The organism is Streptomyces sp. NPDC058664, assembly GCF_042716635.1.
In the GTDB taxonomy this organism is placed as follows: domain Bacteria; phylum Actinomycetota; class Actinomycetes; order Streptomycetales; family Streptomycetaceae; genus Streptomyces.
Window position 1 is genome coordinate 24,210 of record NZ_JBHXRW010000029.1, and the last position, 17,470, is coordinate 41,679.

The following is a 17,470-nucleotide window of genomic DNA, read 5'->3' on the forward strand; positions in this document are numbered from 1 at the left end:
CTCTCGCGGTAGGTGACACCGCTCCGCGGCAGGGCGGCGCTACCGCAGCAAGATAACGCTACATTTCGGACTTTCGATGCAGGACTGCCGCCCCGGGGGTGCCGGTTGCACCGGCCCGTCAGACCTCGGGCCGCAGCATCGGCGGGTTGAGGAGAGTGGCCCCACCTGCCCTGAAGAGCTGGGCGGGGCGCCCGCCCTGACGGGTCGTGGTGCCCCCGGCCGGGACCAGGAAGCCGGGCGTGCCGGTCACCTTCCGGTGGAAGTTGCGCGGGTCCAGGGACACGCCCCAGACGGCCTCGTAGACGCGCCGCAGCTCTCCGACCGTGAACTCGGGCGGGCAGAAGGCCGTGGCCAGGGAGGAGTACTCGATCTTGGAGCGGGCCCGCTCCACGCCGTCGGCCAGGATCCGCGCGTGATCGAAGGCGAGCGCCTCCGGGCCCCCCTCCTTCTCGCCGCTCCCGGCCTCGTCGGGCGCTCCGGCCGCCTCCGCACCCGCGACCGTCCCGGCGATCACGTGCTCGCCGAGCAGTTCCTCGACAGGAGCCCAGCGGGCGCTGTTCGCGTCGCCGCCGGCCCTCGGCGCGGGAAGGTCCGGGGCCAGCGCCAGGTGCGCGACGCTGACCACCCGCATCCGCGGATCACGGTCGGGCGCCCCGTAGGTCGCCAGTTGCTCCAGGTGCGCGCCGTTGCTCGGCACGGGCGGTGGCGCGGCCGGATCGTGGGCGCAGAGGCCGGTCTCCTCGACCAGCTCGCGCGCTGCCGCGGCACCCAGGTCCTCCTCCGCGCGCACGAAGCCGCCGGGCAGCGCCCAACGTCCCTGGTACGGCTCTTCTCCCCGCCGTACGACCAAGGTGCAGAGCGCATGGCGGCGCACGGTGAGCACGACCAGATCGACGGTGACGGCGAAAGGCGGAAAGGCCGACGGGTCGTAGGGAGGCATGCCGCGATCATAGTCGTCTTCCTGACGATAAACACGCCCCTCGGGGGCATCCGCGACGACTTCCTCGCCGTGCCGCGAAGCTTCCCTCGTGTCTGTGCCCGGCATCCCGTCACACCCCCAGTTGAAGGCCCTCTGCGGCCTCTTCGACCATACCGAGACCGAGCCTGCCGACCCGTACCGAGAACGGCTCGCCCGCGACCACGAGCCCCGAGAACCGGATGGCTCCCAGCGGGGCCGACCGCAGGGGGTGCGTCGACACGGAGCGGCCCGGTGCGTCGGGCCGGATCCCGGCGAGGGCCATCAGGGCGTGGACGGCTCCGGCGGCCGCGACGGCCGCCGGGCGGCACGCGGCCGGGTGCGGCACCGGGCGTCCACCCGCCGTGCGCTGTTCCCCCGCGTACATCTCGGGCAGCCGGTAGGTGAAGGCCTCCGACGCGTCGAGCAGCCCACGCAGCAGGGAGGCGGCCTCCTTCTCGTGACCGGCGGCAGCGAGCCCGGCCACGGCGACCGCCGTCTCGTGGACCCGTACCGCGCCCGCCCGGTGGCCGAAGGGATTGTGTCCCGGCTCCTTGGTACCCAGGCTGCGCAGCCCCCAGCCGGAGTCCAGGGCCGGGGTGCCGAGCAGCCTCGCCAGCTGTTCGGTATCCGTCCTGTCCAGCAGGCCCTGTGCGTAGCGGCCGCCGCCGAGCAGCCCGGTGTCGAGCAGGTGCGCGGCCCAGCCGCCCAGGTGGGGCATGCTCCGGCCGTCCGGCGTGCGGCCGACGGCGGGGCGGCCCCCCGCCCGGTCGTCGAGCCAGAACTCCCGCCGGAAGCGCTCGCGCAGGGTGCGTGCCGCTTCGCGCAGTGGGTCTCCCCCGGTTCTCCCGCAGGCGTCGAGCAGATCCGCGCCGAGCAGGGCCGCGCGGTGCGCGTGCGCCTGCGTCTCGGTCCGCCAGGGTCCGGCGGGCCCCGGGTCCGGTACGAGGCCGTTCCCTTCGGTCGCCCGGCACAGCCAGGCCAGGCAGCGTTCCGCGACGGGAAGCAGCTCCTCCAGGTCCGTCGCCGGCAGCCCCCAGCGGCGGGCCTCGGCGAGAACGACCGGAAAGGCAAGGGTGGCCTCGATACCCGTGCAGCGGGGCGGCAGGTGCGGGCCCGCGTCCCTGAGAGGTCCTGGGATGCGACCGGACTCGGCTCCGGTGCCGGAGAGTTGGGTGCGGCCGAGGGCGCGCAGAGTGGTGGTGGCGAGTCGGGTGCCGAGGGGAAGGGCCATGCGGGCCGCCCAGAGCGCCTCGGCGGTGGCCGGTCCGCAGCGCCAGGGGACGCCGGCCGCGAGGTGGACGTCCGCGGGGTGGGCGGGATCGCGCTGGAGCAGGGCCCGCAGGTCCTCGACGGATGCGCGCAGCAGTTCCCCCGGCCGTGGGTCGTCGCCCTCGGCCCGGGCGTCGGTGAGCAGGTGACCGCCGGGCCGCCCGGTGCCCGCACCCGAGGAGGAGGCAGGGCGGGTGGAGGATTCGTCGCGTACGCGCAGCTGGACCGTGAAGGAACCTCCGGGCGCCACGTCGGCCTCCCAGCGGAGTACCCCGGCCGCCGCCAGGGAGTCCATGGGCGCCGGGTCCGCCGTGACGGCGACGGCCCGCCCGTCACCGGTCCAGCGGAGGCCGGTGCCGTGGACGCTCGCGGTGAGCTCGGGTCCGGGCCGGCCGGACGCCACCGCTCCCAGGTCCGCGAGATCCGTGCCCAGAGCGATTTCCACGGGGAGCCGGAGGGGGCGGGCGACGGCGCTGCGCAGGGTGATCCTTTCGGTTCCGTCGGCGCTCCGGGTGCGTTCGACAGTGAGGCCGGGATCGGGCCCCATGTCTCCCGGCACGCGTAGGACGCCGAGGAAGACCGCCCGGTCGGCGGCGGCCATGCGGCCCTGGAGGGGGACGGGCTCGCGCCCCGCAACACGGAGGACGCAGCGGGAGAGAAGCCGCCGCCCCGCCGCGTACACGCCCTCGGGTCCTTCGCCGGTGAGCTGCCCGTGCTCGGCGCAGACGGCGAGGGCGGGCAGGGCCACGCAGAGGAGCGCGCCGTGCACCGAGGGAAGCTCCGCGGGACGCGCCCCGCGGAGAGGAGCGGCGCCGGTGCCGGACGGGCGTCCGGATGAGTGACCGGTCGGGGGCCCGGTGGGGCGGCCGGGGGCCGGAGCTGGGCTGAGGGCCATGGCGGATACGGGGTGCTCTCTGTGCGAACCGGGCGGCCGGCGAGGTGTCGGCGGGACGGCTCGGACGACTCCGCCAGAGAGCTGAACGCGCGTGTGGGTGGCCGGGTCACGGTCGTCATCGGTCACTCCGGGTACCGCGCTGTCCGCCGTGCCTCGGGGCTCCGCTCCCCGGCCGCCCCGTGGCGGGTCCGCCGGGCCGGACTCCGGCCGTCGAGCGGCGCTCCCCTCCACCGGCCTGACGACCGGGCTTGCGGAGGGTCTGCCGGGCGCCCTGCGGGCGGGTCGTGCGCGTCCCGGCCCGCCGGGAGGCGGCGGGAGCGGACTGTGCCGAGGCGGCTCGGGTGTCCCGCTCGCTCCGCAGGCAGGAGCGGAGCGACTCGGGGTCCAGTCCTTCGTTGCACGCCTGGTGCAGCAGTCGGGCGAACACGTACTCGGGATCGGCGTCGAGTGCGAGCCCGAGGGCGACCCGGGCGGTCGGCTCGTCCCCGGTGGACCAGGCCACCCAGCCCGCGAGGGTGAGGGGCGCGGCGGCGTGTTCCTGATAGGGGCTGACACAGCGCCGGGCGAGGACGCGCCAGAGTCGCAGGGCAGCTGTGCCCTCCCAGCCCTCCATCCATTCGGCGGCGCGGTCCCGGGTGACCCGATCCTGGAGGCCGAGGATCAGCGCGGCCGCTTCGTCGGTCCCGACGAGGGCGTCATCGGCCGCGTCGCTCTCGGCCGTTCCGAGGACGGCCCTTCCCACCTGCGCCTGCCCCGTCCGGTCCGTCGGGCCGGTCGGGCTCTCCTGGCTCGGGCGCTTCGGGTTGACGAACCTGCGGAGGACCTCGCGGGCGAGTCGCAGCGTCGTCTCGCGCACCTCTTCCCTCCCGCCGCCTTGGGCGCCTTCGAGGATCCGGGGGACGATCGCGGCGGCGGTCGCGTCGAGTGCCGAGCGCTGCTGCTCCTCCCCGGGGCCGCCGGACGGCTTGAGCCGGCCTTCCATGTCCCGCAGGGAGCCCCGTACCTGGACTCCGGCGTAGGCCGCGGCGGCCGCCATCACCGATGTGCCACTGAGCGCGAGCGGGGTGCCGTCGGGCGGACAGCAGCGCGCGTCCGGACAGCAGTAGGAGAAGTAGAGGCCGTCGGAGATGCAGAGCGCCTCGTAGACGGGGATGTCGAGGGCGCCGCAGGCGGTACGCAGGTGCTGGGCGAAGGGGCGCAGCCGTTCCATGACCCGACGGCCCGTCTCGCCTGCCGGGGGGTCCTGGCAGAGGAAGACGACGATTCCGTCCGGTCGAGTGCTGTTCCTGCCTCCGTCGACGAGGCATTCGGCGAGGTGCCCAGCGGTGGACGCCCATTCGTGTGGCGCGCGCGGAATACCGAGCCTGACCCGGCCGCCGAAGCGGCCTCGCTCGCCGTGGAGGGCGACCAGGACGACGGAGTCGGTGGGGTGGAAGCCCAGCATGAACGGCAGGGCGTCGGCCAGTTCCGCCGGGCCTCGCAGGGTGATCTGCTGGGTACGGGAAGGTCCGCTGGTTTCGTGGTGATTCGCGTTCATGGTCAGGACGGTCTCGTGATCTCCCGAAATCCGAAACCCCTGTGGATAACTCCTGGATCGGGGTGTTCGTCGGTTGTCGAGTTGTCCACAGGTTCGGTCGCTCATTCGCGCGATGTCCGAGGCATCGGGTTGCATGGAGGCATGACCCACGCAGATCCCCTGGAAGACCGCGCCGCTCTCCGGACCGCCGCCGATGCCGTGCTCGCCCGTCTCGTCTCGGACCCGACGGGCGAGGCGAGACTGCGCGAGGACCAGTGGCGGGCCATCGAGGCGCTGGTCGCCGACCGGCGCCGGGCCCTGGTGGTGCAGCGGACCGGGTGGGGAAAGTCGGCGGTGTACTTCGTGGCGACCTCGCTGCTCCGTGAGCGCGGAAGCGGCCCGACCGTGATCGTCTCCCCGCTGCTCGCGCTGATGCGCAACCAGGTGGAGGCGGCGGCTCGGGCGGGCATCCGTGCCCGGACGATCAACTCCTCGAACACGGAGGAGTGGGACACCGTCCAGGAGGAGGTGTCCGCCGGTGAGGTGGACGTGCTCCTGGTGAGCCCCGAGCGGCTCAACAATCCCGACTTCCGCGACCAGGTCCTCCCCCGGCTCGCGGCCGCCACCGGTCTGCTCGTGGTCGACGAGGCGCACTGCATCTCGGACTGGGGGCACGATTTCCGGCCCGACTACCGCAGGTTGCGCACGATGCTGGCCGACCTGCCGTCCGGGGTCCCGGTGCTCGCCACCACGGCGACGGCGAACGCCAGGGTGACCGCGGACGTGGCCGAGCAGCTCGGCACGGGCGCCGGCACGGACGCTCTCGTTCTGCGGGGGCCTCTGGACCGGGAAAGCCTGAGCCTGGGCGTGGTCAGACTGCCCGACGCCGCCCACCGGCTGGCCTGGCTGGCCGATCACCTCGGCGAACTGCCCGGTTCCGGCATCATCTACACGCTGACGGTCGCCGCGGCGGACGAGGTCACGGCCTATCTGCGCCAGTGCGGGCACACGGTCTCGTCGTACACGGGCCGGACGGAGAACGCCGACCGGCAGCAGGCCGAGGACGATCTGCAGGCCAACCGGGTCAAGGCTCTGGTGGCGACGTCGGCCCTCGGCATGGGCTTCGACAAGCCGGATCTGGGATTCGTGGTGCATCTCGGGTCGCCTTCCTCCCCGATCGCGTACTACCAGCAGGTCGGCCGGGCCGGGCGAGGCGTGGAGCACGCGGAGGTGCTGCTGCTTCCCGGGCAGGAGGACGAGGCGATCTGGCGATATTTCGCCTCGGTGGCCTTCCCGCCGGAGGAGCAGGTGCGGCGCACGATCGATGTGCTCGCGCAGGCCGGCCGGCCGTTGTCCCTGCCCGCTCTGGAACCCTTGGTGGAGCTGCGCAGGACACGCCTGGAGACGATGCTCAAGGTCCTTGACGTGGACGGTGCGGTGCGACGGGTGAAGGGGGGCTGGGAGAGCACGGGCCGGCCCTGGACGTACGACACCGAGCGGTACGCGTGGGTGGCGCGTCAGCGGGCGGCCGAGCAGCAGGCGATGCGCGACTACGCGGCGGCGCCCGGATGCCGGATGGAGTTCCTACGGCGCCAACTGGACGACGAGGAGGCCGCTCCGTGCGGTCGCTGTGACAACTGCGCGGGGAGCCGCTTCGACCCGAAGGTGTCGGACGCGGCCCTGGATGCCGCCAAGGGCGAATTGGGGCGACCGGGCGTGGAGGTGGAGCCGCGCAAGATGTGGCCGACGGGCCTCGCCGCGGTCGGGGTCGACCTGAAGGGCCGTATCCCGCCCGGCGAGCAGGCGTTCGGCGGCCGGGCCCTGGGGCGACTCTCGGACATCGGCTGGGGCAACCGGCTGCGTCCGCTGCTGGCCGACACCGCTTCGGACGGACCCGTGCCGGACGATGTCGTGCAGGCGGTGGTGCACGTGCTCGCCGACTGGGCCAAGGGACCCGGTGGTTGGGCCTCCGGGGCGCCGGACGCGCCGGCCCGGCCCGCCGGGGTCGTCACGGTCGCCTCCCGTCGCAGGCCGCGCCTGGTGGGATCGCTCGGGGAGCGCATCGCCGAGATCGGCAGGATGCCCTTGCTCGGTGCGGTGGAGTACGCGCCCGAGCCGGAGGAGCTGCGGCTGTCCCGGACCAACAGCGCCCAGCGGGTGGTCGGGTTGCAGCGGTCCCTGACGGTTTCCGCCGAGCTGGGCGGGCGGCTGGCCACCGCCGGCGGGCCGGTCCTCCTGGTGGACGATCTCTCGGACAGCGGCTGGACGTTGGCGGTGGCGGCGCGGCTGCTGCGGCGGGCCGGAGCGGAAGGGGTGTTTCCGCTGGTGCTTGCCGTCCAGGGGTGAAACAGGAGGGGAAACGGGGAGTGAACAATGGGCAACTGGGCAGGGATATGAGTGGCATACCAACTCATTCCCGTCAGCTGCCTCAATTGCTCGTTGCCGCTCGCGCACGGGCCAGCAAGAATTGGGAAACCGCCTCGCACGGCCCGTCAGCGGTCCGGAAGGACTGTGCCGTGGTGCGCCCTCACCCGACCTTGCCCGCCTCGCGGGCGCGTATCCGAAGGGAGGACCGTGACCCTCGGATTCGCTCCGCCCACAGCCACCTCGCTCAGATCGTCGTCCGAGTCCGCCAGCCGCCTCGCCCGGATACTCGAACCTGCCGAGTGGTCGGCTGCGGGCATCCCGCTGCTGCGCAATCCGCGTGAGGTCGTCAGCGGCCTGCACTCCCGTCACACGCCCGCGCCCTCGATGGCCGTGCTGGCGGTGCTCGACCACGAGGAGCGGCTCGCCGCCAGCGCCTCGTTCGTTCGGCGCCCCTCGCCGGCGGACGGCTGGGAGTTCCGCAACGCGCTGCTTGCGCATCTGCGGCGGGTCATTCCGCACGACCTGCGCAGGCGCTCGCCCGTACGAACCGCGGTCCTGCTGTACTGCCGTGAGGGCGACGAGCGCTGGACGGAGGAGGACGGAGCCTGGATGTGGGGGCTCCGGGACGCCTGCACGCTGCACGGGCTTCGCTGCGGCGCGTACATCACGCTGACCCGCGGGGGCTGGCAGGTGCTCGGTGAGGGCCGGGGCGGCCGCCGTCCGGGCTCCGAATCACCCCCGCTGCCACTCGGTGACGGGCCGGCCGAGCTCGGTCGGCTCACGCCGAGAACCGCGAGCGGCGCGACCGAGCCCCTGCGCAGGGCGGCCGCGCGCTGATCGCGTGGACGACGTCGACCTCCGCCGGCCCGGACCAGGCCGACGGAGGATGGTCGGCCGGAGGGTCCGGTCCGGCGGAGGGGGCGGTCAGACTCCGGCGCCCGCTCCGAGGAGCGCCGTGACGCGCTGCGGGTCACCGCAGACGACGAGCAGCGCGCTCGCGCGGGCCATCGCCGACGGCAGGGCCTTGGCGGTCGACTCGTCGTCCCCGCCGTTGACGGCGACGATCACCACGGGTCGGACGGTCGCTCGTTCCACGGCGGTGGCGTGCGCGAAGAACACGTCGTCACCGGCGTCCTGCTGGCCCCAGTAGGCGGCCTCACCGAAGGACAGCTCGTGCGTGGTCCACGGATGCGGGTCGCCGGTGGTGAGCACGAGGATCTCGCCGGGTGCCCGCCCACTCTCCAGGAGCAGGTCCAGGGCCTCTTCGGCGGCGTCGAGTGCGCCGTCGACGGTGGCCGGGATCAGCTGGAGCTGCGGCGTGGATCGCCGGTCGGAAAGGTTCTCCGGAGTGGGAGACGGGGACGGCCCGGCACCGGGGTGCGGGCGGGGCGCCGGCGGCGCGGGCCTGGCCGGTCCGGGGACGGGGCGTCCGGGCCTCGGAGAGGCTGCGGAACGCGGGCCGGGTACGGGACGGGGGGTCGACGCGGTGGCGCGGGGACCCTGGGCGCTCTCGTGAATCTGAGGCTCCTCGGGGATGAGAGGCATGGGTGGATGTCTATCAAACGCCGCTGCGCGAGGCACCGGCGGGTGGGCACACATGTGCACCCGGTCGTACGGAGGCCCTTCGACGGGGTCCCACGACCGGAAGTTCAGAAGTCGAAGCCGAGTTGGCCCCCGCTCTCCAACGCGGCCGCCTCGGCGGAGAGGCGGACCTTTTTGAGGTGGCGCCACCTGGGCATCGCGTCCAGGTACGACCAGGAGAGACGGTGGTGAGGGGTGGGCCCCAGCTCTTCGAGCGCCGCTTTGTGGACCGGCGAAGGGTAGCCCGCGTTGGCCTCGAAGGCATACGCCGCGTACTCCTGCGCCCCGTTCCGCAGCTCCGCCATGACGGCGTCCCTCCGGACCTTGGCGATGACGGAGGCGGCGGCCACGGCGATGCAGGACTGGTCGCCCTTGATCACCGTGCGGACCTGCCAGGGGCTGCCGAGGTAGTCGTGCTTGCCGTCGAGGATCACCGCGTCGGGCCGAACGGGGAGGCCTTCGAGGGCCCGGACCGCGGCGAGTCGCAGTGCCGCGGTCATGCCGAGCTCGTCGATCTCCTGCGGAGTGGCGTCGCCGAGCGCGTACGCGGTGACCCACTTCTCCAGCACCGCGGCGAGCGCGGTACGGCGCTTGAGGGTGAGCAGCTTGGAGTCGGTGAGTCCTTCGGGCGCCCGGCGCAGGCCGGTGACGGCCGCGCACACCGTGACGGGGCCGGCCCACGCTCCGCGTCCGACCTCGTCGACTCCGGCGACGACCTTGGCGCCGGTGATGGCTCGGAGCGATCGCTCGACGGTGTGGGTGGGTGGTTCGTACGGCATGGCGCCTGACAGGTTACGCCGCCTGGCGCCGCCCGCGATACCCGGATTCCTCTCGGAAGCCCGAGGGGCCTTCGTTCCGGGGCCTCGGGGCCCGTTCGAGCCGCCCCTCGGAGGTTGCCTCGCCCGCGTCAGACGCGTAGCAGCGGCACCATGATCCGGTCGATCAGGTCGGCGATCTCGCGGTCCGTCCATTCGCTCGCGCACACCTTCGAGCGATACATCATCATGGCAGGGATGACGTCGAGCACCAGGTCGTCGATGGCGTCGGCCCGCACCTCACCACGCACGATTCCTTTGTGCAGCACAGCCCTGAAGAGTCGAGCCGAGGGCTCGACCACTCCCGTGACGATCAAGCCGTGGAACCGCTCGGCGGACTCGGCGTCGCATTCGTGAAGCACGGCACGCAGGGCGAAGCCGGGCTTGGAGTACATGACGTCCCGGACCCGCAGACACAGCTCGTACAGGTCCTCGCGCACACCACCGAGGTCCGGCGCCTCGTCGAGCGTCGGCAGTCCGGCCCGGAGCGCGTCCGCGACGAGGTCTTCCTTCGACGGCCAGCGCCGGTACACCGCGGCTTTACCCGTCTGCGCGCCGACCGCGACACCCTCCATCGTCAGGCCGTTCCAGCCGACGCTTCCCAGTTGCTCGAGCGTCGCCTCCAGAATGGCCCGTTCCAGGACGGGGCCGCGGCGTCGCAGCGACGCCCCTCCCGGCCGAGCGGCGGCCGCGGAGCGCGAAGTAACCATCAGGATCTCTCCGTTGAGGCGATACATGTCGTCGGCGGTGCTCAGTGAACGGTTGCGTTCCTTGAGGGGGACTCACTACCGTGCTGAACAGTGAACGGTTGCGTTCACTAATTCTTCCGTGGGGGATCCATAGTGACAACTTCTCCGGTGGACACACAGACCAAGGACGAACCTGCACGCGCCGGAGGACGGCCGGGTATCGCCTTGACCGTCATCGCCGCCTGCCAGCTGATGGTCGTCCTCGACGCCACCATCGTGAACATCGCGCTGCCGCACATCCAGGACGCGCTCTCCTTCTCGACCACCGACCTGTCGTGGGTGCTCAGCGCCTACACCCTGACCTTCGGCGGTCTGCTGCTCCTCGGCGGACGCGCGGGGGACATCCTGGGGCGCCGCCGGGTCTTCATGGCCGGCATTCTGCTCTTCACCTTCGCCTCGTTGCTCGGAGGCTTCGCCCAGGAACCCTGGCACCTGCTCGCCGCGCGGGCGCTCCAGGGCGTGGGCGGCGCCATCGCCTCACCCACCTCTCTCGCGCTGATCACCACGACCTTCCCCGAAGGGCCGGAGCGCAACCGGGCGTTCGGCGTGTTCGCCGCCGTCTCCGCCGGTGGCAGCGCCATCGGCCTGCTCGCCGGCGGCATGCTCACGGAGTGGCTCGACTGGCGGTGGGTACTCTTCGTCAACGTGCCGATCGGCCTGCTGATCGTCTTCGTGACCCCTCGGTACATCGCGGAGTCCGAGCGTCACCCCGGCCGGTTCGACATCGCGGGCGCCACGACCTCGACACTCGGCATGGCCGCGCTGGTCTACGGGTTCATCCGGGCGTCCGAGAAGGGCTGGGAGGACGCTCTGACCATCGGTTCCTTCGTCTCGGCGGTGATCCTCCTCGTGGCCTTCGCGCTCGTGGAGTCCCGTGCCAAGGAGCCGATCACCCCGCTCCGGATGTTCGCGGATCGCAACCGTTCGGGCACGTACGTCATCATGCTCAGCTTGTCGGCCGCCATGTTCGGCATGTTCTTCTTCATCGTGCTGTGGGTCCAGGACGTCCTCGGGTACAGCCCGATCCAGTCCGGCCTCGCCTTCCTTCCGGTGACGGTCGCGATCATCATCGGCGCGGGGCTCGCCCAGCGGCTGCTGCCGACCCTCGGCCCCAAGCCGTTCATGGTGAGCGGTTCGGCGATCACGGGCGCCGGTCTCCTCTGGCTGACCTTCATCAGCTCGGACAGCAGCTACGCGAGCGGTGTCCTGGGACCCATGGCCCTGTTCGGCTTCGGTATGGGCCTCAACTTCGTGACACTCACGCTCACGGCCGTCTCCGGCGTGGCCCAGCACGAGGCGGGCGCCGCATCGGGCCTGCTCAACGCCACCCAGCAGGTGGGCGGCTCGCTCGGCCTGTCCATCCTCGTCACGGTCTTCGGCACGGCCAGCCGTGAAGAGGGCGAGAAGCAAATGCCGAGCTTCCTCCGGGCCGCGACGCCCGAGCAGCAGGCCGAGGCGTTGAAGACGAAGGAACTGCCGGCACCCTGGGGTCACGAGGTGCTGACCTCGGGCATCGCCTCGGCCTTCACGGCGGCCGTCGCGATGGTGCTGATCGCGCTGGTGACGGCCGTCCTGGTGATCCGGGTCCGCAAGAGCGATCTGGAAGCGCTCAGTGGCCGCGCGGAGGCCGCCGGGCCGGTCGCCTGAGAACGCCGGTCGCCTGAAAAATCCCGGTCGCCCGAGAACACCGATCGCCCGAGAACACCGATGTCCCCCGAGCCCCGGGCAGGGCTCAGGGGACGCCGTGTCGTTTCAGGCCCCCGTGACCGGGACCCACTCCGGAAGGGCCTCCGTCTGCCGCAACCACTCGACAGGGGGCGAACCGGCCGCCGCGGCGGCCACCACGCCCCCTGCGATGGCGCAGGTCGTGTCGACGTCGCCGCCGACCTGCGCGGTCGTCCAGAAAACCTGCTCGAAGTCGCCGAGACCGCGCGCGGCCGACCAGAGGGCGAACGGAACCGTGTCGTGTGCACTCGTCCGTCGGCCGCTGCCGAGCACCGCGGCGACCGTACCCGCGTCGCCGTAGTCCAGCATGTCGCGGGCCCGGCGCAGTCCTGCCCCGACCGCACTGCGCGGCACGAGGGCGATGACCCCGTCGAGCAGCTGCTCGGGAGTGGGCGGGCCCGCGGGGCCGGCGGCCAGCGCGGCGGCGGCAGCGACAGCCATGGCGCCCACCACGGCCTCACGGTGCTGGTGGGTGGTGTACGCGGAGATCTCGGCCTGGTGCGTGGCCTGCTCCGGGTCATCCGCGTACCAGGCTCCGAGCGGGGCGATCCGCATCGCGGCGCCGTTGCCCCAGGACCCCTGCCCCTGGAAGAGCGCGGCGGCCAGCTCCCGCCAGTCGCCGCCTTCCCGGATGAGTCGGAGCATCCGGTTGACGGCCGGACCGTAGCCCCGGTCGAAATCGTGGTGCTGGGCGAAGGACATGGCCAGGGCGTCCTGGTCGATCCGCTCGTGGCGGGCGAGGACGGCCAGGACGGAGCAGGCCATCTCGGTGTCGTCGGTCCACTGCCAGGGGCCGTCGGGCAGCTCGCGCCGCTTCAGCAGGGGATAGTTGGCGGGTACGAAGAACTGGGAGCCCAGGGCGTCTCCCACGGACAGCCCGCGCAGGCTGGCCAGGGCGCGGTCGAAGCGCCGGTCGAATGAGGAGTCAGCGGTCATCGGTCTGCCACTCTATCCGTATGGCCGTACGGTTCCGGGGTACGCCAGCGTTCGAACGGCCGGTCAAGGCGGTATCTTCCGTCCTCGCCGAGCAGGAGGACGCGCGTCTCGGCGTTGCCGGGATTGGAGAGCGACTCGAAGTCCGCGACCGTCCAGTGGAACCAGCGCATGCAGAACAGGCGCATGGTCAGTCCGTGGGTGACCAGCAGGACGTTGGGCGGATGGTCGGGCGCCTCGAAGCTTCGGTACAGGCTCTCCAGGAACGCCCCGACGCGGTCGTAGACGTCCGCCCCCGACTCCCCCTGGGCGAAGCGGTAGAAGAAGTGCCCGTACGCGTCCCGGTAGGCCTTCTGGAGGCGTACGTCCTCCCGCTCCTGCCAGTTGCCCCAGTCCTGCTCCCGAAGGCGTGGCTCCTCCCGCACCCGGACCTGCTCCGGGGGGAACCGGAAGGCGCGGAGGGTCTCGTGCGTGCGACGGTAGGGCGAGACGTAGACACTGACCGCCTCCTCCCCGAAGAGTTCCCGCAGCCGCTCTCCCGTCTCCTCCGCCTGCCGCCACCCGGTGGCGGTGAGCCGCAGCGCGTGGTCGGGTTCCCGTTCGTACACCGTGTCATCGACATTGCCCTCGGACTCTCCGTGCCGAACGAGAACGATGCGCCGCGGTCGTGCCATACCCCGACCCTAGAACGCCGGTCTCCGGCGGGCTCAGCCGAGGAGGTGCCCGGAGTCCATCCGGCGTACGCGTCCGGTGAAGCGGCGACGCAGCGCACGGTCGTGCGAGACCACCACGAGGGCTCCCCGCCACTGCTCCAGGGCCTCCTCCAGCTCCTCGACGAGGCCGAGGGCCAGGTGGTTGCCCGGCTCGTCCAGCAGAAGGAGGTCGGCCGGCCGCGCGAGCAGCCGGGCGAGCGCCAGCCGACGGAGCTGGCCCGCGGAGAGCCCACCGACCGGCACACGAAGGTCGGCCGGGCGGAACAACCCGTACGACAGGAGCAATTCGGCCCGCTCGTCCTCGGGAAGGGCAAGCCCGCGGCCGAAGCAGGTCAGCAGCCGTTCCTGCGGGCGCCGGACGGTGACGTCCTGTGCCAGGTATCCGATCCGTCCGATCCTCCGGACCTCCCCGGCGTCAGGGTGGACGACCCCCGCCATGACCCGCAGCAGCGTGGACTTCCCCGCGCCGTTGCCGCCGTGGACGAGCAGCCGCTCTCCCGCACCGACGGTCAGCGTGTCGACGGCGAGGTGGTCCGCGACCCGGACGCCGGTCAGAGTGACGAGTGCCCCCTCGGCAGCGCCGGCGAGTGGCCGGGCGGTGAAGGAGAGGGGCTGGGGCGGCTGGGGCACGGGCTCCTCCCGAAGCCGTCTCAGTCGCTCCCGGGCGTTGCGGACGCGTCCGGAGACGGAGGCCTGGACACGTCCCGCCGCCCGGTCGAACGCCATCTTGTTGTTGTCCCTCATCTCCCTTCCCGGCGCCACCCCCCGTGCCGTGGTCGACGCGTACGCCTCAAGCCGTGCCGCCTCCTCGCACCATTCCTCGTACGCCTCCTCCCAGCGCCGTCGGGCCGCCTCGCGTGCTACGCGGTAGCCGGCGTACCCGTCGCCGTAGCGCACGAGCGCACGCCGATCGGAGTCCACTTCCACGATCGCGGTGGCCACCCGCTCCAGGAAGGTCCGGTCGTGAGAGACCGCGACAACGGTGCCGCGATGCGCGAGGAGGGCGCCCTCGAGCCAGTCGAGCGCCTGCGCGTCGAGGTGGTTGGTCGGTTCGTCGAGCAGGAGCACCTCGGGGCCGGCGGCGACCGCGCAGGCGATGCCGAGCCGGGCCCGCTCGCCGCCCGAGAGGCCGCCGAGCCGTCGCTCGCGTCCGGTGCGGGCGAGACCGAGTCCGTACAGGGCCTTGTCGACCCTGGCGTCCGCCTCGTACCCGCCCCGCAGCTCATAGGCGGTGAGGAGCTCGCCGTACGCGTCGGGTTCCGCCTCGTCCGCGGTACCGAGGCCGGTTTCGAGTGCGCGCAGTCGCCGCTCGATGGCGCGGAGCTCGGCGAGCGCGGCGTCGATCGCATCGCCGACAGTGGCCCTGGGAGGTAGTTCGGGGAGCTGCGCGAGCATCCGCACACCGCCTTCGGCGAAGGTGACGACTCTGCCTCCGTCGGGCTGTTCTGCTCCGCCGAGGAGGCGTAACAGGGTCGACTTCCCGGCGCCGTTCTCTCCCACGATCCCGATCCGCTCCCCGGGGCGCACGGAGAGTGAGGCCTGGTCGAGGAGCAGTCGTTCCCCACGGGTGACGACGACATCCTGCAAAGAGATCTGAGTCGGCAAGGGCGCCTCCAGGAGCGACAGTCAAACGCAACACCGATTGCGTTAGAGGGAGTGTGGCACACTCGTAGCCCTAACGCAACGGGAGTAGCAATTGAACGAGTCGATCGAGGGCCGCCCCGCCCCCGCGCCGGGCAGCATGCGTCCCGGCGGCCGCACCGCCCGTACCCGGGCCGCCGTCCGCGACGCCGTCCTGACGGGTCTGTCCGAGCACGGCTACCCGGCGCTCACCGTGGAGTACGTGGCGGAGCACTCGGGCGTCCACAAGACCACGCTCTACCGCCGTTGGGGCAGCGTCGAAGGGCTCCTCGCCGACGCGCTCGACCTGGCCGGCGAGGACGCCTGGACGCCTCCGGACACCGGCAGCCTCTCCGGGGACCTGAGCGCGCTCGCGCACGAGGTCGTCGACGCCTTCGGCGATCACACGGATGCGGCCGCCCCGACCGCGTTCGTCGGCGCCGCCTTCCAGTCGTCACGGGCCGCCGAGGCGCTCCACGACTTCTACGCCGAACGCTTCCGGCGCTGCGAGGCCGTCGTCGATCGGGCCGTCGCCCGCGGGGAGGCGCCGCGGGGTACTGACGCGGGGGCCGTCGTCCGGGCGATCTCGGGGCCGCTGTTCCTCCGGCTCTTCGTCACCCGGGAGCCGATCGACGGCGCGCTCGCGGACCAGACGGCGCGAGCGGTACTCGCGGGCGTCGACGCGGGCGCGTTCGTTCCGGCGTAACCCTTCTCAGACCGTCCACGCCGGTTCGAGCTGCACCACGTCCCCGGCCAGGGCCGCCACATCGGCCGCGGTCCTGGCCCGCAGTCCGAGCCGCTCGATGCGCTCCACCCGGTACTTTCCGTGTTCCGCCGCGGACTGCCACATGGAGAGCACCAGGAACTCGCTGCCGGGCGCCTCCCCGAACAGGCCCCTCAGCATGCCGGGAGACCCGGCCATCGCCGGGTTCCACACCTTCTCCTGCATGAGCGCGAAGTGCTCGGCCCGGTCCTCGTGGACACGGCAGTGCGCCACCCGCGCCACGTCGGCGTCGGAGAACCGCGGCTCGAAACCCGTCTTCACGTCGAAGCGGTGGTCGAACAGCTTGACCTGGGCGTCCTTGAACGTGCCCACCTGCGAGGTCGCCAGACGGTCGTGGGAGCGCGCCATGAACGAGTCGTAGAAAGCCCGGCTCTCCCAGAACGCGAAGACATGGGCGACATCCGGCCGAGCCCGGCTCCACCCGCCGCCCTGTCCCCGGAATCCCGGCTCACCGAGCAGCCCCGCCCATTTCCGCTGTCCCCGCTCGAACCCTCGACGGTCCACCACGGTGCAGCGAATCCACTTGACCAGCACCGCGCCATCGTACGGGGCCGACGACCGCCCCGGCAGACCCCGTCAGACTCCCGCCGGGTGCGCTCGCTCCAGGCCGGCGCGCTCCTCGTCGTCCAGTTCGATCCCGAATTCGCCTTCCAGAGTCGCGGTCAACTCGGCTGCGGTGACGACGCGTTCCTCGGTGACGCCGTCCGTCCGCACCACCGACAGCGTCTCGCGCACCAGTGCCTTGCGCACGTCCGCACCGGGCCGCTGGGCCACGACCTGGCCGAGGAAACGCGACTGAGGATGGCTGGAGCTGTAGTGGTTCATGACGGTGAAGTCGCCGGGATAGAGGGTCTGCGGAGAGAAGGCGTACAGGTCGGTCCAGCCCCGCGGCCGCAGGGAACGCAGCACATGGATGCCCTCGTCCTCGACACGGACCCCGAACGTCCAGCCGCTCTGCTCGACCCGGGCCCCGTCCCGCAGGGGCACCGGCTCCAGCGGCCCCTGCCAGCCGAACCCGACGTCCGCGAGCCACTGTTCGCCCTCGATCGCGACGACGAGAAGCGCGTGCGTGACCGGTGGCAGGACCGTGCCCCGCGACCGGTTGCGGGCCCCGCGACCGGCCACCTCGAAGCCGATCCGTTCGAGAACCGCGGCGAACAGGGAGTTCTGCTCGTAGCAGTAGCCTCCCCTGCGCCTCGCGACGAGTTTGCCCTGAAGGCTCTTCAGGTCCAGGGGCACGGGCCTCCCGAGGACGACGTCGAGGTTCTCGAAGGGCACGGCCCCGACATGGGCCCGGTGAAGGGCTTTCAAAACTCTGAGACCGGGAGTGAGTTCCCCGTCCCGTTCTCTCTCGTATCCGATTCGAGCCAGATATGCGTCGAGATCCAGCTCGTCACCGCTCCACAAACCGCTCTCCCCCTCAACCCGCGGTCCACTGTCCGAGCCCCATGACACCATGAGTGATCGGCCCACGACCACGGGCTTTCGAGCAGGTCGACGGTACGACGCGAGGCGTGCGCGGGGGCGTACGCGGAGAGGGGAAGC

Annotated in this window: 15 protein-coding genes; 4 read left to right on the forward strand and 11 right to left on the reverse strand. The window is 72.1% G+C overall.

The features are described 5' to 3' along the window. Positions 1-118: 118 nt before the first annotated feature. The 3 genes from ACFWUY_RS23370 to ACFWUY_RS23380 form a co-directional block, all read right to left on the reverse strand. Positions 119-940 (reverse strand): NUDIX domain-containing protein, encoded by an 822-nt coding sequence (locus tag ACFWUY_RS23370; RefSeq protein WP_384112056.1) that lies wholly within the window; start codon positions 938-940, stop codon positions 119-121. A 109-nt stretch (positions 941-1,049) separates the two neighbouring features. Continuing rightward, entirely contained in the window at positions 1,050-3,122 is a 2,073-nt protein-coding gene (locus tag ACFWUY_RS23375; RefSeq protein WP_384112059.1) for a glycogen debranching N-terminal domain-containing protein, read from the reverse strand. Positions 3,123-3,237: 115 nt separating this feature from the next. After that, on the reverse strand, positions 3,238-4,659 hold the full coding sequence (locus tag ACFWUY_RS23380) for a DUF4192 domain-containing protein (RefSeq protein ID WP_384112061.1): 1,422 nt from the start codon (positions 4,657-4,659) through the stop codon (positions 3,238-3,240). A gap of 141 nt (positions 4,660-4,800) precedes the next feature. On the opposite strand from ACFWUY_RS23380, the gene ACFWUY_RS23385 reads away from it, so the two are divergent. Next, positions 4,801-6,984, forward strand: coding sequence for a RecQ family ATP-dependent DNA helicase (locus tag ACFWUY_RS23385; RefSeq protein WP_384112064.1), 2,184 nt, complete (start codon positions 4,801-4,803; stop codon positions 6,982-6,984). Positions 6,985-7,212: 228 nt separating this feature from the next. Then, positions 7,213-7,842 carry a hypothetical protein gene (locus tag ACFWUY_RS23390; protein ID WP_384112067.1) on the forward strand — a complete coding sequence of 210 codons (630 nt, stop codon included), beginning with the start codon at positions 7,213-7,215 and terminating at the stop codon, positions 7,840-7,842. 87 nt (positions 7,843-7,929) lie between these two features. Here the strand turns inward: ACFWUY_RS23390 and ACFWUY_RS23395 are convergent, their stop codons facing one another. The 3 genes from ACFWUY_RS23395 to ACFWUY_RS23405 form a co-directional block, all read right to left on the reverse strand. Next, a complete protein-coding gene (locus tag ACFWUY_RS23395) occupies positions 7,930-8,550 on the reverse strand; it encodes a hypothetical protein (RefSeq protein ID WP_384112070.1) in 621 nt (206 codons plus the stop codon). A 104-nt stretch (positions 8,551-8,654) separates the two neighbouring features. After that, complete coding sequence (locus ACFWUY_RS23400) at positions 8,655-9,365, reverse strand: ribonuclease HII (RefSeq protein ID WP_384112075.1); 711 nt, start codon at positions 9,363-9,365, stop codon at positions 8,655-8,657. Between the two features lie 128 nt (positions 9,366-9,493). Continuing rightward, positions 9,494-10,111 carry a TetR/AcrR family transcriptional regulator gene (locus tag ACFWUY_RS23405; RefSeq protein ID WP_384112253.1) on the reverse strand — a complete coding sequence of 206 codons (618 nt, stop codon included), beginning with the start codon at positions 10,109-10,111 and terminating at the stop codon, positions 9,494-9,496. A 132-nt stretch (positions 10,112-10,243) separates the two neighbouring features. On the opposite strand from ACFWUY_RS23405, the gene ACFWUY_RS23410 reads away from it, so the two are divergent. Beyond that, positions 10,244-11,797: an MFS transporter gene (locus ACFWUY_RS23410; RefSeq protein WP_384112080.1), complete on the forward strand. Its 1,554-nt coding sequence runs from the start codon at positions 10,244-10,246 to the stop codon at positions 11,795-11,797. Positions 11,798-11,902: 105 nt separating this feature from the next. Here ACFWUY_RS23410 and ACFWUY_RS23415 read toward each other — a convergent pair whose 3' ends face one another. The 3 genes from ACFWUY_RS23415 to ACFWUY_RS23425 are packed head-to-tail and all read right to left on the reverse strand — an operon-like array spanning position 11,903 to position 15,126. Further along, positions 11,903-12,811, reverse strand: coding sequence for an ADP-ribosylglycohydrolase family protein (locus tag ACFWUY_RS23415; RefSeq protein WP_384112086.1), 909 nt, complete (start codon positions 12,809-12,811; stop codon positions 11,903-11,905). Then, a complete protein-coding gene (locus ACFWUY_RS23420; protein ID WP_384112091.1) occupies positions 12,808-13,482 on the reverse strand; it encodes a histidine phosphatase family protein in 675 nt (224 codons plus the stop codon). Before ACFWUY_RS23420 ends, ACFWUY_RS23415 begins: the two co-directional genes overlap by 4 nt. Before the next feature lie 33 nt (positions 13,483-13,515). Next, positions 13,516-15,126: an ABC-F family ATP-binding cassette domain-containing protein gene (locus ACFWUY_RS23425; RefSeq protein ID WP_384112094.1), complete on the reverse strand. Its 1,611-nt coding sequence runs from the start codon at positions 15,124-15,126 to the stop codon at positions 13,516-13,518. Between the two features lie 136 nt (positions 15,127-15,262). Here ACFWUY_RS23425 and ACFWUY_RS23430 point away from each other — a divergent pair, with 136 nt between their 5' ends. Then, positions 15,263-15,847, forward strand: a complete 585-nt coding sequence (locus ACFWUY_RS23430; RefSeq protein ID WP_384112256.1) for a TetR/AcrR family transcriptional regulator — start codon at positions 15,263-15,265, stop codon at positions 15,845-15,847. A gap of 6 nt (positions 15,848-15,853) precedes the next feature. On the opposite strand, the gene ACFWUY_RS23435 is transcribed toward ACFWUY_RS23430, so the two are convergent. Beyond that, positions 15,854-16,459 carry a YdbC family protein gene (locus ACFWUY_RS23435; protein ID WP_384112096.1) on the reverse strand — a complete coding sequence of 202 codons (606 nt, stop codon included), beginning with the start codon at positions 16,457-16,459 and terminating at the stop codon, positions 15,854-15,856. Between the two features lie 42 nt (positions 16,460-16,501). After that, positions 16,502-17,383, reverse strand: coding sequence for an arylamine N-acetyltransferase (locus ACFWUY_RS23440; protein WP_384112258.1), 882 nt, complete (start codon positions 17,381-17,383; stop codon positions 16,502-16,504). Positions 17,384-17,470 lie beyond the last annotated feature (87 nt).

Coding starts and splice junctions, on each gene's coding strand:
- ACFWUY_RS23380 (WP_384112061.1), bottom strand. CDS start 4,659: ATGAACGCGAATCACCACGAAACCAGCGGACCTTCCCGTACCCAGCAG.
- ACFWUY_RS23400 (WP_384112075.1), bottom strand. CDS start 9,365: ATGCCGTACGAACCACCCACCCACACCGTCGAGCGATCGCTCCGAGCC.
- ACFWUY_RS23395 (WP_384112070.1), bottom strand. CDS start 8,550: ATGCCTCTCATCCCCGAGGAGCCTCAGATTCACGAGAGCGCCCAGGGT.
- ACFWUY_RS23370 (WP_384112056.1), bottom strand. CDS start 940: ATGCCTCCCTACGACCCGTCGGCCTTTCCGCCTTTCGCCGTCACCGTC.
- ACFWUY_RS23420 (WP_384112091.1), bottom strand. CDS start 13,482: ATGGCACGACCGCGGCGCATCGTTCTCGTTCGGCACGGAGAGTCCGAG.
- ACFWUY_RS23440 (WP_384112258.1), bottom strand. CDS start 17,383: ATGGTGTCATGGGGCTCGGACAGTGGACCGCGGGTTGAGGGGGAGAGC.
- ACFWUY_RS23375 (WP_384112059.1), bottom strand. CDS start 3,122: ATGGCCCTCAGCCCAGCTCCGGCCCCCGGCCGCCCCACCGGGCCCCCG.
- ACFWUY_RS23430 (WP_384112256.1), top strand. CDS start 15,263: ATGCGTCCCGGCGGCCGCACCGCCCGTACCCGGGCCGCCGTCCGCGAC.
- ACFWUY_RS23405 (WP_384112253.1), bottom strand. CDS start 10,111: ATGGTTACTTCGCGCTCCGCGGCCGCCGCTCGGCCGGGAGGGGCGTCG.
- ACFWUY_RS23415 (WP_384112086.1), bottom strand. CDS start 12,811: ATGACCGCTGACTCCTCATTCGACCGGCGCTTCGACCGCGCCCTGGCC.
- ACFWUY_RS23385 (WP_384112064.1), top strand. CDS start 4,801: ATGACCCACGCAGATCCCCTGGAAGACCGCGCCGCTCTCCGGACCGCC.